This window comes from Achromobacter colocynthidis (assembly GCF_057334535.1).
Genome location: NZ_JBHFIZ010000024.1, coordinates 17,994 through 30,682, shown reverse-complemented (window position 1 = coordinate 30,682; position 12,689 = coordinate 17,994). Strand labels below are relative to the sequence as shown.

12 protein-coding genes are annotated in these 12,689 nt (G+C 63.9%); 6 read left to right on the top strand and 6 right to left on the bottom strand.

The annotated features are described in order from the left end of the window. From phaZ to fdxA, 3 genes are all read right to left on the bottom strand, one after another. Positions 1 to 794, bottom strand: a 794-nt coding sequence (gene phaZ / locus ACE04A_RS08800) for a polyhydroxyalkanoate depolymerase (RefSeq protein WP_485820048.1), incomplete at its 3' end; no start/stop codon positions are given. 212 nt (positions 795 to 1,006) lie between these two features. Then, positions 1,007 to 1,807 carry a ferredoxin--NADP reductase gene (locus ACE04A_RS08795; RefSeq protein ID WP_268079280.1) on the bottom strand — a complete coding sequence of 267 codons (801 nt, stop codon included), beginning with the start codon at positions 1,805 to 1,807 and terminating at the stop codon, positions 1,007 to 1,009. Positions 1,808 to 1,856: 49 nt separating this feature from the next. Beyond that, entirely contained in the window at positions 1,857 to 2,180 is a 324-nt protein-coding gene (gene fdxA / locus ACE04A_RS08790; RefSeq protein WP_013392198.1) for a ferredoxin FdxA, read from the bottom strand. A gap of 123 nt (positions 2,181 to 2,303) precedes the next feature. Between fdxA and pncB the strand changes: the two genes are divergently transcribed. Next, entirely contained in the window at positions 2,304 to 3,512 is a 1,209-nt protein-coding gene (pncB, locus tag ACE04A_RS08785) for a nicotinate phosphoribosyltransferase (RefSeq protein ID WP_100857897.1), read from the top strand. A 71-nt stretch (positions 3,513 to 3,583) separates the two neighbouring features. Then, positions 3,584 to 3,934: a RidA family protein gene (locus ACE04A_RS08780; RefSeq protein ID WP_006218017.1), complete on the top strand. Its 351-nt coding sequence runs from the start codon at positions 3,584 to 3,586 to the stop codon at positions 3,932 to 3,934. Between the two features lie 118 nt (positions 3,935 to 4,052). Here ACE04A_RS08780 and ACE04A_RS08775 read toward each other — a convergent pair whose 3' ends face one another. Further along, positions 4,053 to 4,562, bottom strand: coding sequence for an NAD(P)H-dependent oxidoreductase (locus ACE04A_RS08775; RefSeq protein WP_259251909.1), 510 nt, complete (start codon positions 4,560 to 4,562; stop codon positions 4,053 to 4,055). After that, the gene (locus ACE04A_RS08770) at positions 4,559 to 5,392 is read right to left on the bottom strand and encodes a M90 family metallopeptidase (protein ID WP_448718569.1); all 834 of its coding nucleotides are present in this window, start codon (positions 5,390 to 5,392) and stop codon (positions 4,559 to 4,561) included. Before ACE04A_RS08770 ends, ACE04A_RS08775 begins: the two co-directional genes overlap by 4 nt. Positions 5,393 to 5,496: 104 nt before the next feature. Between ACE04A_RS08770 and ACE04A_RS08765 the strand changes: the two genes are divergently transcribed. Then, the gene (locus tag ACE04A_RS08765) at positions 5,497 to 7,821 is read left to right on the top strand and encodes a RelA/SpoT family protein (protein ID WP_448718568.1); all 2,325 of its coding nucleotides are present in this window, start codon (positions 5,497 to 5,499) and stop codon (positions 7,819 to 7,821) included. Positions 7,822 to 7,887: 66 nt separating this feature from the next. Here the strand turns inward: ACE04A_RS08765 and ACE04A_RS08760 are convergent, their stop codons facing one another. Next, on the bottom strand, positions 7,888 to 9,201 hold the full coding sequence (locus ACE04A_RS08760; protein ID WP_448718567.1) for an MFS transporter: 1,314 nt from the start codon (positions 9,199 to 9,201) through the stop codon (positions 7,888 to 7,890). A 134-nt stretch (positions 9,202 to 9,335) separates the two neighbouring features. Here ACE04A_RS08760 and argE point away from each other — a divergent pair, with 134 nt between their 5' ends. The 3 genes from argE (at position 9,336) to trpA (ending at position 12,682) form a co-directional block, all read left to right on the top strand. Next, the gene (gene argE / locus ACE04A_RS08755; protein ID WP_448718566.1) at positions 9,336 to 10,487 is read left to right on the top strand and encodes an acetylornithine deacetylase; all 1,152 of its coding nucleotides are present in this window, start codon (positions 9,336 to 9,338) and stop codon (positions 10,485 to 10,487) included. A gap of 127 nt (positions 10,488 to 10,614) precedes the next feature. Further along, a complete protein-coding gene (gene trpB / locus ACE04A_RS08750; RefSeq protein ID WP_100857896.1) occupies positions 10,615 to 11,814 on the top strand; it encodes a tryptophan synthase subunit beta in 1,200 nt (399 codons plus the stop codon). Positions 11,815 to 11,818: 4 nt separating this feature from the next. Then, complete coding sequence (trpA, locus tag ACE04A_RS08745) at positions 11,819 to 12,682, top strand: tryptophan synthase subunit alpha (RefSeq protein ID WP_259251904.1); 864 nt, start codon at positions 11,819 to 11,821, stop codon at positions 12,680 to 12,682. Positions 12,683 to 12,689: the final 7 nt, after the last annotated feature.

The following is a 12,689-nucleotide window of genomic DNA, read 5'->3' as shown; positions in this document are numbered from 1 at the left end:
GCCGGGTTCATGGCCATGAACCCGGCGTGCTGCAGAAAGCCCGGATACACCTTGCGGCCGGCGCCCGGATAGCGTGGCGGCACGGGGTGGATCACCTGGCTTTCAAACCACGAATACGGCTTGGTCGTGGCCAGGCGATTCACTTGCGTGGGCGACTGGCGCGGGTCGATGGGGCCACCCATCATCACCATGCTGCGCGGTTGGCAGGGGTCGTTGGCGGTCGCCATCAGCGACACGGCGGCCAGCACCGGCACGGTGGGCTGGCAAACCGAAATGACGTGCACGTCAGGACCCAGGTGACGAATGAAATCCTGCACGTAGCGGACGTAGTCGTTCAGGTGGAACGGTCCGGCGGACAGGGGCACCATGCGGGCGTCGACCCAATCCGTTACGTAGACGTCATGAGCGGGCAACAGGGCGCGCACGGTGTCGCGCAGCAAGGTGGCGTGGTGGCCGGAAAGCGGCGCAACCAGCAGTACCTTCGGGTCATCCTTGTTGGCGCCGCGCACGTCGCGGTGGAAGTGCACCAGGCGGCAGAAGGGCTTGTCCAGCGCAACGGCTTCAGTCACGCGGACCGATTTGCCATTGATGTCGGTGGCGGGCAGATTCCAGGCGGGCTTCTGGTATTCCTTGCCGATACGGGTCATCAACTCATACCCGGCGGCCATTTGGCGGGAAATCGGGGTGTAAGCGAGGGGGCTGTAGGGGCTGGAGAACAGCTGAGAACCGGCATCCGTGAATGCAGCGAACGGAGTCAGGAAGGCGCGCTGCATTTCGTGCAATTGGTACAGCATTTGGGAAATGTCCTTCTGGGTCGTGCGTGTGACCCGATTATTGCGCCGCGGATTAAAGATATATCCAATCAGCCTAAAGAAACTGCCACAACAACCGGGAATATGTTGCTAAAAAGAGACCCGTCATCCCATTACGCACCAGTTTAGGGCGTTTTCAGACCCTGCATAGAGACTAAACGGAGGATTTATGCACTACGCCGGGCGGTGTGGGATCACCAGTAATTTTCCACCGCCAGGTTGCCGGGAATGCCCCGGCGGCCGGGCTTGAAACCGCGTTCGCCGAGCAGCTTGCGGGCGTCTGCCAGCATGTCGGGGTTGCCGCACAGCATGACCTTCGCCTGCTCGGGATCCAGCGGCAGCCCGGCCAATTGCTCAAGGCGGCCATCGGCGATCAGGGTAGTCAGGCGTTCTTGCGGCATGCCCGGCAGCGCTTCGCGGGTGGCGATGGGCAGGTACACCAGCTTGTGCGGATCAGCCGCGAACAGCGGTGCCAGGTCCGGCTGCTTGCCCCAGGATTCGATTTCTTCGCGGTAGGCCAATTCCGCCTTGGTGCGCACGCCATGCACCAGGATGATGCGGCGATAGGCGCGCCAGGTTGCGGGGTCGCGCAGGATGGAAAGATAGGCCGACAGCCCCGTGCCGGAGGCCAGCAGCCACAGGTCGCCGCCCGGCGCGAAGCGCTCAAGGGTCAGGAAACCGTAGGGGGCTTTCTCGACGTATAGCGCATCGCCAGGTTGCAACTGCGCCATGCGCGGGCTGAACAGGCCGTCGGGGACGACGATGGAATAGAACTCCAGCCCGGACTCGTGCGGGGCGGAAACCATCGAATACGCGCGCCAGAGCGTGGGCGGGCCGTCGGGATCATCGGCACTTGGCAAACCGACCCGGGCAAACTGGCCCGGCAGGAACGTATACCCGTCGTCGCGCGTCACGCGCAAAGAGAACAGCTTGTCGGGCACCCAGGTATGTACGTGGGTTACGGTCTGGCGCGTGTATTTGGAGTCGTCGGTCATCGGGGCATCGCGCGAGGCCGGCCGCCAAATGGATGCCGGCGCTCGTGGATTATTTTTCCAGGTATTGCAGCTTGTCCTGCTTGCCGTTCCATTCGTCGGCGTCCGGCAGGGGCTTCTTGGCGCGGCTGATGCTGGCGAACTCGGGCGAGAGTTCAGCGTTCAGGGCGATGAAATTCATCTGGTCCTGCGGCACATCTTCTTCGGCGTAGATGGCATTGGCCGGGCATTCCGGGATGCAGACCGCGCAGTCGATGCACTCGTCAGGGTCGATCACGAGGAAGTTCGGACCCTCACGAAAACAGTCCACCGGGCACACATCAACGCAATCGGTGTACTTGCACTTAATACAGTTTTCGGTGACAACGTGGGTCATTCAGGAACTCCGGGATCGGCGGCTTTTGTGTCTTGTTGGGCGGATTTTACCCAATGCGCGGCCGATGTGCCGGTAATACCCGTATTGACATCGTGGCCCATGGCCCTGAACCCCGCGCGCTCTATGCTATGGTGTCGCGAAACGATACGCGCAACCATGATAATCACCTCGCTGCTCGACACCGATCTGTATAAATTCAGCATGATGCAGGTGGTACTGCATCAGTTTCCCGCTGCACAGGTCGAGTACCGTTACAAGTGCCGCACCGCTGGGGCCGACCTGCGCCCCTATCTGGATGAAATCCGCGAAGAGGTGCACCAGCTTTGCCAGTTGCGCTTCACCCAGGACGAACTGGATTACCTGGGCGGCTTGCGCTTCATCAAAAGCGACTTCGTCGACTTCCTCGGCTTGTTCCACCTGCCCGAGCGCTGCATCCACATCAGCGAAGGCGATGCGCCCGGTGAGATCTCGATTGAAGTGAAAGGCCCGTGGCTGCACACGATTCTGTTCGAGATCCCGGTGTTGGCCATCGTCAACGAGGTCTACTTCCGCAACACTCGCAAGAACCCCGATTGGGAAGAAGGCCGCCAACGCTTGCAGTCCAAGATGCACCTGGTGCTGGACGACCCCGCGCTGGCCGATTTCCGCGTGGCTGAATACGGCACGCGCCGCCGCTTCTCGAAGGTCTGGCACCAGGAAGTGGTGTCCACTATGAAGGCCCAGATGGGCGAGCACTTCGCCGGCACCAGCAACGTACTGCTGGCCAAGCAGCACGAAGTGCTGCCGTTGGGCACGATGGGCCACGAATACCTGCAAGCCTGCCAGGCGCTGGGCCCGCGCCTGCGCGATTCGCAGGTGTTCGCGTTGGAAGTCTGGGCCAAGGAATACCGTGGCGACCTGGGCATTGCCCTGTCGGACGTGTATGGCATGGACGCCTTCCTGCGCGACTTCGACATGTATTTCTGCAAGCTGTTCGACGGCGCGCGCCATGATTCCGGCGACCCCTTCGTCTGGGGCGAACGCCTGCTTGAGCACTACCGCAAGAACCGCGTGGACCCGCGCGCCAAGACGCTGGTGTTCTCGGATTCGTTGACGTTCCCGCGCGCCATCGAGCTGGCGCGCCAGTTCGCCGGACGCTGCAAGGTGTCGTTCGGCATCGGCACCAACCTGACCAACGACCTGGGCCACGAGCCGCTGCAGATCGTCATGAAGATGGTCCGCTGCAATGGTCAACCGGTGGCCAAGGTGTCCGACGCGCCGGAAAAGACGATGTGCGACGATCCCGCCTACCTGGCGTACTTGCGCCAGGTGTTCCAGCTACCCCCCGCCTGAGGGCGGCTCGGGGTACATTGCTGGCTTCCTTGTTTTGATCCAACCCACCACTTGACTCTAGGGGAATATTCATGAGCAGCATCAAGCGCTTCCACGTCGCCAAGCGCCTGTCGGACATGGCCGTGTACAACGGTGTCGCGTATCTGGCAGGCCAGGTGCCGGACGATGCCAAGCTGGACATCACCGGCCAGACCGAGCAAGTGCTCGCCACGATCGACCGTCTGCTGGCCGAAGCCGGCACCGACAAGACCAAGATCCTGATGGCCCAGATCTACGTGGCCAACATCAAGGAATTTGACGGCATGAACAAGGCCTGGGACGCTTGGGTCGCTGACGGCAATTCGCCCCCGCGCGCCACCGTCGAAGCCCGTTTGGCCAATCCCGACTTCAAGGTCGAGATCATCGTGACGGCCGCGATCTAAGCGATCCTCGCTTGCTTGCGAAAAGCCCTTCGGCATGCCGAAGGGCTTTTTCTTGCGCGCTCATCAACGGTGACCCTGGTCTGGCGCGTCGTCAGTTCGCCGTGTCAGCCTCCCGGTGTCAGCCCCCCATCAACACCGTCGCCGCCAACAGCCCGCCCAGTTCCTCGCATCGATCCAGATCCGCCTGCGGCACCACCTTTTCGGCCCAGATCTGCTCGCCCGTCTGCGCGCCCAGGTTGACGATCAAGGCGGGCGCTACCGCCTTCAGCCGCCAGCCGGTGCAGATCCGCTCAAGCTGCCGCGCCGCGCCCGTGCCGTCGCTGCCGGCGCTGATGGCGCAGGCGTAAGGCAGCCCCTGGATGCGATCCAGCACGGCGTAGTAATTACGGTCGAAAAACTCTTTCATCTCCCCGCTCAGGCTGGCCAGGTTTTCTGGTGCGCAGAACAGATAGCCCTGGCTGGCCAGCAGGGCGTCGGCCTCGACGTCGGCCGCGCGGTGCAGCACGACGCGCAATTCGTCGGCCTGTTCCAGTTGCGCCGCGGCCGCTGACGCGCCCCGGGCGGCGGCTTCGGCCATCTGCCGCGCGGCGCCCGTACGCGAATGCCAGACGATCAGCAGTTGCTTCATGCGTAGCGTTCCAAGGTGTCTTGCCGGTAGTACGCCCGCAGCAGTGCGTGCCATTCGGGCAAGGCTTGTTGCATGGGGGCCGGGTCCACAAAAAAGTGCTCGGAGCTGACGGCGAAGAATTCCGCTTCGTCCGTGGCGGCATACGGGTCCAGCGGCAGTTGGCCGTACCAGGCGTCCGCGTCTTCGCTTTCGGGGTCCACGTCGTGCGGGATGGCGGCTTCGACGGCATCCAGGGCGGCAATGAAGCGGTCCAGGCTCTCGTCCAATACGCGGCGCCACACCTGCGGCTTCAGGTCGGGGTGGGCGGCCAGCGACGGCATGCCGTCCGCCATGCCCGAACGCAGGTCCAGCTTGTGGGCGAATTCATGGATGATCACGTTGAAGCCGCCTTCGGACAACTGCGTGTCTTCCCAGGACAGCACCAGAGGGCCACCTTCCCAGGCTTCACCCGCCGCGTCCTCGATGAATTCGTGGACCACGCCGTCGTCGTCCTGGCGTGTGCGCGGAATGCGAAAGCTGGCGGGGTACACGATGATCTCGTCCCAGCCTTCGTACAGCTCGGGAGACAGGTTCAGGATGGGCAAGCTGGCCTGGGCGGCGATCGACAAACGCATGAAGTCCGAGACCTCAAGGCCCTGCGCGCCGTTGATGGTTTTGCTGGCCAGCAGCCAGGCCGACCGCGCCAGCAATTGCGCGGTTTCGTCGGCGTTCAGCGCCGCCAGGAAAGGATGGGCATCCAGCACCTGCCGCCAGAGTTGCGGCGAGATGCGGGCTTGCATCTCGGCCACTGCCGACGGGCGGGCGCCCCGGCCCTTGAGCCAGCGCAACATAAGCTTTGGTTCCTTCTATATGCCGGATTTGGCGGGGGATTCAGCGTAACCAAACGCTAGTGTAGAGTGTCGGGATATCAACCTACCCATGCACGCCGCCTGTGATGTCCGTCCCGCCTGTTATCGACGCGCCTTCGCCTTTCGACGCTTCCTGGCGGCAGGAGGTTGGCGCGGGTCTGGACGCTGCCGGCGTTGCCTTGATCGACCAGGCCGTTACCTGGGCCATCCCGCGTTTTGAAGGGCAGCACGCCCTGACCGGCGAGCCCTTGGCAAGCCACGGCGCCGGCGTCGTCCGCATCTTGGCGGCCTTGCATACCGACGCCGCCACACGCGCCGCTGCGTTGCTGGCGGCCTTGCCCACTGACCTGATGGCGCCCGCGCCGGCCTTGCGCAACGATCCGATCGCGGGGGCGTTCGGCGCTGAAGTCGCGCGGCTGGTGCAGGGCACCCGCGCCTTGCTGCGCTTGGGCGTGGTCGCCCGGCAGGCCAGCGACGCCGAAGCCGAAACCGGTTCGCAAAAGGAAATGCAGCGCAAGATGCTGCTTGCCATGGCGGCCGACCTGCGCATCGTGCTGATGCGGTTGGCGTCCCGCCTGCGCACCTTGCGCTGGCACGCGGAAAGCAAGGCGCCGTGCTCGACCGACTTCGCCCGCGAAACGCTGGACCTGTATGCCCCGCTGGCCAACCGCCTGGGCATCTGGCAAATCAAATGGGAAATGGAAGACCTGTCTTTCCGCTTCCTGGAGCCTGACCGCTACAAGCAGATCGCCCGCTTGCTGGAAGAAAAACGGGTTGAGCGCGAGGCGTTTATCGCCGGCGCCATCGACCGCCTGCAAACGGCGCTGACCAAGGCCGGCATCGATGCCGAAGTCAGCGGCCGGCCCAAGCACATCTACAGCATCTGGAACAAAATGCGCGTCAAGCGCCTGGACTTTTCCCAGATGTATGACCTGCGCGCCCTGCGCATCATCGTCGACGATGTGCGCGCCTGCTACACGGCGCTGGGGCTGGTGCACGAAATGTGGACGCCGCTGTCCGACGAGTTCGACGATTACATTTCCCGGCCCAAGCCCAACGGCTATCGCTCGCTGCATACGGTGGTGACGGACGATGACGGCCGCCCGTTCGAAGTGCAGATCCGCACGCGCGAGATGCACCAGTTCGCCGAGTACGGCATGGCGGCGCATTGGCGCTACAAAGAAGCGGGCGCCAAGGGCGGCCAGGTTGCGGCGTCCAGCGAATACGACCGCCAGTTGGCGTGGATGCGGCAGTTGCTGGCCTGGAACAGCGATGTCGAAGGCGGCGGCGAGCCAGGGCAAGATGCCGGCAAACTCGACGTTGGTAAATCCGAATCCGGCAAATCCGACTCCGGCAAGACTGCTTCCGGCAAGCCGGCGTCCAGCAAGAACCGCAACGCGGTCAAGCCGCCGCCGCACACGGATGAACGCATCTATGTGCTGACGCCGCAGGCGCGCGTGATCGAGCTTCCCGCCGGCGCCACGCCGGTGGACTTCGCTTACCACCTGCATACCGACCTGGGGCACCGCTGCCGGGGCGCCCGTGTCGATGGGCAGATGGTGCCGCTGCAAACGCATCTGTCCACGGGGCAGACCGTGGAGATCATCTCGGCCAAGTCGGGCGGGCCGTCGCGTGATTGGCTGAATCCCCAACTGGGGTTCCTGGCCAGCCCGCGCGCGCGCGCCAAGGTGCGGATGTGGTTCAACGCCATTGAATTGCAGCAACGCATCACGCAAGGCCAGGCGCTGGTGGAAAAAGAACTGCAACGCCTGGGCAAGACCGCGATCAACCTTGAGCAGTTGGCGCAGAACCTGGGCTTTGCGCGCGCCGATGACTTATACGTGGCGGCGGCCAAGGAAGAATTCAGCCTGCGCCAGATCGACAGCGTGTTTCAGCAGCCGGCGCCGGCCACTGAACCGCAACCCGCGGCGCTGCGCCATGCCAGCGCCGGCAGCGCCGAGAAAAGCGGCAAGAGCGGTGTGCTGGTGGTGGGCGTGGGGTCTTTGCTGACGCAGTTGGCGCGTTGCTGCCGCCCCGCGCCGCCCGATGCCATCGCCGGCTTTGTCACCCGTGGCCGTGGCGTGTCCATCCACCGTAGCGACTGCCACAGCTATCTGGCGCTGGCCGCGCGCGAACCCGAACGGGTCATCGACGTGGCGTGGGGGGAAACCTCAGACACCTTCTATCCAGTGGACATCAGCGTGCGCGCGCACGACCGTCCCGGCCTGTTGCGCGACCTGTCCGAAGTGTTTGCGCGTTTGCGCCTGAACGTGGTGGGCGTGAACACGCAAAGCAAGCAGTCGCTGGCCCATATGGTGTTCACGGTGGAAGTGCGCGGGGGCGAATCGCTGACCCGGGCGCTGGATGCCCTGGCCGAAGTGGCGGGCGTGTCCTCGGCATCGCGCCGATAGGGCTTGCTGATTAAACCTTCCCCCTGGGCCGGGCGGCCGCAGGGGGCAAGGTTTGGTGCTCTGGTTTTAGTGGTCCAGATTGTCGTGCGCGCGATCGCGCATGAAGAACGACGCAATCAGGCCCAGCGTCACACCGAACATCACGTAGTAGGCGGGCGCCATCGGCGAGCCGGTGGTCTTGATCAGCCACGTCACGATGAACTGCGCGAAGCCGCCGAAGATCATCACGGCCACGTTATAGGCCAGGGACAGGCCGACGGACCGCACGCGCGCCGGGAACAATTCCGCCATCACCGTGCTGAACACGCCGAAGAAGGCCGACACGAAGAAGCAGACCACGATCTGCACCGTCAGCAGGCGGCCGATCGACGGCGCGTCCGACAGCCAGTAGTACAGCGGGTACAGCACGATCAGATAGCCGATCAGCGAACTGATCACCAATGGACGGCGGCCGATACGGTCGGACCACGCACCCATGAACGGCGTCAACAGCACCATCAGCGCCGCGCCCGCCATCTGCACCATGAAGGTTTCCTTCATCGGCAGCTTCAAGATCTGCGTGGAATACGTCACCAGGTACGTGAACGTGATGTAGATGGACACCGTGGCGGTCACGACCAGGCCCACGCCAATCATCGTTTCGCGGGTGTGGGTCTTGATCATCTGAACGAGGCTCAGGCGCTTCACTTCACCGCGCGCGGCTGCCTGGCGGTCTTCTTCCTGCATCTGCTTGAAGACTTCGGTTTCGTCGATGTTCCGGCGGATATAGATCGCGATGGGAACAATCACCAGGCCCAGGGCGAACGGCAGGCGCCAGGCCCAGTCGGCAATCTGTTGCTGCGTGAAGAACTCGGTGATCAGCGTGCCGCAGGCCGCGCCGATCAGCAGGGCCAGCATCTGGCCGGCCATCTGCCACGACCCGTAGAAGCCGCGCTTGCCGTTGGGCGCCATTTCAATCAACAGCGCCGTGGACGTGCCAAATTCCCCGCCCGCCGAAAAGCCCTGCAACAGGCGCGCGATCAGGATGAAGATGGGGGCCAGGATGCCGGCTGCGTGGTAGGTGGGGGCCACCGTGATCAGCGCAATGGACACGGCCATCAGCGACGTCACCATCACCATGGCGGCTTTACGGCCCTTCTTGTCGCCGTACAGGCCCAGGATGATGCCGCCCACCGGGCGCATGAAAAAGCCGACGCCGAAGATGGCCGTCGTCATCAGGATGGCATTGAGCTCGCTGCCGGGCAGGTTGGGGTCGGTGGGGAAAAAGAGCTTCGCGATGATCGGCGTCATGAACGCGAACACCAGGAAGTCATACCATTCGAGGGCGTTGCCTATGACTGCGGCCACGATGTTGCGTGTGGGGACTGCTTTGTGCTGCACGGTTTCTCCTTGGGGGGCTGACTTCAATCCGGGCGACATTCTAGGCGCTTAACCCGTGAACGGTGTCAGGCGCCGTCCGAGACATGGGCGCTTCCGGGCTTTACACTTCTGTTTTTCCCAAAAAGAGAAGTGACATGAACGCGCGCACCTGGCTGGAAACGCTGGTCGGTTTCGATACCACCAGCCGCAATTCCAATCTTGCCCTGATCGAAACCGTTCGCGATTGGCTCAAGGGCCAGGGCGTCGATGCATGGCTGTCGCATAACCCCGAGCGCACCAAGGCCAACCTGTTTGCCACGCTACCGGGGCAAGACGGCGGCCAACAGGGCGGCATCGTCCTGTCGGGCCATACCGACGTGGTGCCGGTGGATGGCCAGGACTGGAGCACGGACCCGTTCAAGCTCGTTGAAAAAGACGGGCTTCTCTATGGGCGCGGCGCCTGCGACATGAAGGGCTTCATCGCCGGTTCCCTGGCGCTGGTCCCGGAATTCCTGGCCATGCCGCGCAAGAAGCCGATCCACCTGGCGTTCTCGTACGACGAAGAAGTGGGCTGCGCCGGGGCGCCGTACATGCTGGCCGACCTGCTGGAACGCGGCATCCGTCCCGACGGCTGCGTGGTGGGTGAACCCACCGGCATGCAGGTGGTGGTGGCGCACAAGGGCATCAACCTGTTCCGCTGCAAGGTGCATGGCAAGGCGGCGCACTCGTCGCTGACCCCGCGCGGCTGCAACGCCATTGAATACGCCGCCCGCCTGATCTGCCGCATTCGCGACTTGGCCGACAGCTTCAAGGCCAATGGCCCGTACGACCAGTTCTACGACGTGCCGTTCTCCACGATGACCACCAACCAGATCCGTGGCGGCATTGCGGTCAATACCATCCCCGAGCTCTGCGAATTCACCTATGAATTCCGTAACCTGCCGGGGATGCAACCGGACCAGATCCAGGCAGAAGTCGAAAAATACGTGCGTGATGAGCTGTTGCCGCGCATGAAGGCCGAATTCGCCGGCGCCACCATCGAAATCGAAACGGGCGCCGCGGCCCCGGCGTTGGAAGCCTCGGAAGAAGCCGCCATTACCCAGTTGGTGCGCGCGCTGACCGAAGACCGCAGCACCCGCAAGGTGGCTTACGGCACGGAAGCCGGTTTGTTCCAGGGCATCGGCATTCCCACGGTGGTCTGCGGCCCGGGCCATATCGAACAGGCCCACAAGCCCGATGAATTTGTGGCGATGGATCAAATGGCGTCGTGCGAGACCTTCCTGCGCCGCCTGGGCCAGTCGCTCTAAGTGTTTGCCGAGCCAGGCCGGGGACGGGTTCTCCGGCCCCGGCTTGGCTCGGGTCAGGTAAAATGACGGGTTGCAAACCGGATTTGCGGCCGGCAGTGGCTTGCCGTGATACCGGGGGAGATGCTTGGTGAAACCTTACGACTTTCCGGATGCCAAGGGCCACTTCGGTCCCTATGGCGGTGTTTTCGTGGCGGAAACGCTGATGCACGCGCTCGACGAGCTGCGGGCTGCCTATGACCATTACCGTGTCGATCCCGCCTTCCTGGAAGAGTTCAACTACGAACTCAAGCACTTTGTTGGCCGGCCCAGCCCGGTCTACCACGCCCGCCGCTGGTCGGAAATGCTGGGCGGCGCACAGATCTGGTTCAAGCGCGAAGACCTGAACCACACCGGCGCGCACAAGGTCAACAACTGCATCGGCCAGGCGCTGCTGGCCAAGCGCATGGGCAAGCCCCGCGTCATCGCCGAAACCGGCGCCGGTCAGCACGGCGTGGCCACGGCCACGGTGGCGGCCCGCTACGGCATGGAATGCGTCGTCTACATGGGCAGCGAAGACATCCGCCGCCAGGCGTCCAACGTCTATCGCATGAAGCTGCTGGGCGCCACGGTCGTACCCGTCACGTCCGGTTCGCGCACCCTGAAAGACGCGCTGAACGAAGCCATGCGCGACTGGGTCACCAACATCGAAAACACGTTCTACATCATCGGCACGGTAGCGGGTCCTGACCCCTATCCCCGCATGGTGCGCGACTTCCAAACCGTCATCGGCAACGAATGCCTGACGCAAATGCCCGAAGTCATCGGCCGCCAGCCCGACTATGTCGTGGCGGCGGTGGGCGGCGGTTCCAACGCCATGGGCATCTTCCATCCCTATATTCCCTACGAAAACGTGCGCCTGATCGGCGTCGAAGCCGCGGGCGAGGGCATGGAAAGCGGCAAGCACGCCGCATCGCTGGCGGCTGGCCAAGTGGGCGTGCTGCACGGCAATCGCACCTATGTCATGCAGAACGCCGACGGCCAGGTGCAAGAGACCCATTCCGTCTCGGCAGGCCTGGACTATCCCGGCGTCGGCCCCGAACACGCCTGGCTGAAGGATTCCGGCCGCGCGGAATACGCGGGGATCACCGACGATGAAGCCCTGAAGGCCTTCCACGACTGCTGCCGCATCGAAGGCATCATGCCTGCGCTGGAGTCGTCGCACGCCATCGCTCAAGCCGTGAAGATGGCCACCACGCTGCCGCGTGACGCCGTCATCCTGGTCAATTTGTCGGGCCGCGGCGACAAAGACATGCATACCGTCGCCGAACGTGCCGGTATCGAGCTCTAACAACATGACAACTCGCATTGATCGTATCGCTGCGGCCTTCGCTCGCACCGCCGAATCCGGCCGTGCCGCGGCGCTGATTCCCTACATCGCGGCTGGCGACCCTTCGCCCGCGGCCACGGTGGCCCTGATGCACGCGCTGGTCGAGGCCGGTGCCGACGTCCTCGAACTGGGGGTGCCGTTCTCTGACCCCATGGCCGATGGTCCCGTGATTCAACGCGCGGCCGATCGCGCCATTGCCCAAGGCGTGGGCCTGGCCCGCGTGTTGGAACTGGTGGCCGAATTCCGTCAGCGCGATACCCAAACGCCGGTGGTGTTGATGGGCTACGCCAATCCCATCGAACGCATGGGCCAGTCCGAATTCGCCGCCAACGCCGAACGCGCTGGCGTGGATGGCGTGCTGGTCGTGGACTATCCGCCGGAAGAAGTCATCGAATTCGCGTCGACGCTGGGCGCGCACGGCATTGCCCCAATTTTTCTCTTGGCCCCCACCTCGACCGAGGCGCGCATCAAGGCCGTGGCGCAAGTGGCGCGCGGCTATGTGTATTACGTGTCGCTCAAGGGCGTCACGGGCGCGGGCTCCTTGAATACCGACGACGTCGCCGAGCGCGTGGCGGTCATTCGCCGCCACATGGGCAGCATTCCGGTGGGCGTGGGCTTCGGCATCCGCGACGCCGAAAGCGCCCAGCGCGTGGCGCGCGTGGCCGACGCGGTGGTCATCGGCAGCAAACTGATTGAAACGATGGAGCAGGCGGTGGCGGACGCCCCGGCTGCCCAGCAAACCAACGCCGCAGTCACCGCCGCCAGCGGCTGGCTGCGCACCATCCGGCAAGCGCTGGATCAAGTAAAACGAGACGGCGCGTCGGCCTGAGCGGCCG

What these genes read in the sequence shown, in the direction of transcription:
- ACE04A_RS08795 (WP_268079280.1), bottom strand. Translation starts at nt 1,807, where the DNA reads ATGACCGACGACTCCAAATACACGCGCCAGACCGTAACCCACGTACAT.
- fdxA (WP_013392198.1), bottom strand. Translation starts at nt 2,180, where the DNA reads ATGACCCACGTTGTCACCGAAAACTGTATTAAGTGCAAGTACACCGAT.
- pncB (WP_100857897.1), top strand. Translation starts at nt 2,304, where the DNA reads ATGCTATGGTGTCGCGAAACGATACGCGCAACCATGATAATCACCTCG.
- ACE04A_RS08780 (WP_006218017.1), top strand. Translation starts at nt 3,584, where the DNA reads ATGAGCAGCATCAAGCGCTTCCACGTCGCCAAGCGCCTGTCGGACATG.
- ACE04A_RS08775 (WP_259251909.1), bottom strand. Translation starts at nt 4,562, where the DNA reads ATGAAGCAACTGCTGATCGTCTGGCATTCGCGTACGGGCGCCGCGCGG.
- ACE04A_RS08770 (WP_448718569.1), bottom strand. Translation starts at nt 5,392, where the DNA reads ATGTTGCGCTGGCTCAAGGGCCGGGGCGCCCGCCCGTCGGCAGTGGCC.
- ACE04A_RS08765 (WP_448718568.1), top strand. Translation starts at nt 5,497, where the DNA reads ATGTCCGTCCCGCCTGTTATCGACGCGCCTTCGCCTTTCGACGCTTCC.
- argE (WP_448718566.1), top strand. Translation starts at nt 9,336, where the DNA reads ATGAACGCGCGCACCTGGCTGGAAACGCTGGTCGGTTTCGATACCACC.
- trpA (WP_259251904.1), top strand. Translation starts at nt 11,819, where the DNA reads ATGACAACTCGCATTGATCGTATCGCTGCGGCCTTCGCTCGCACCGCC.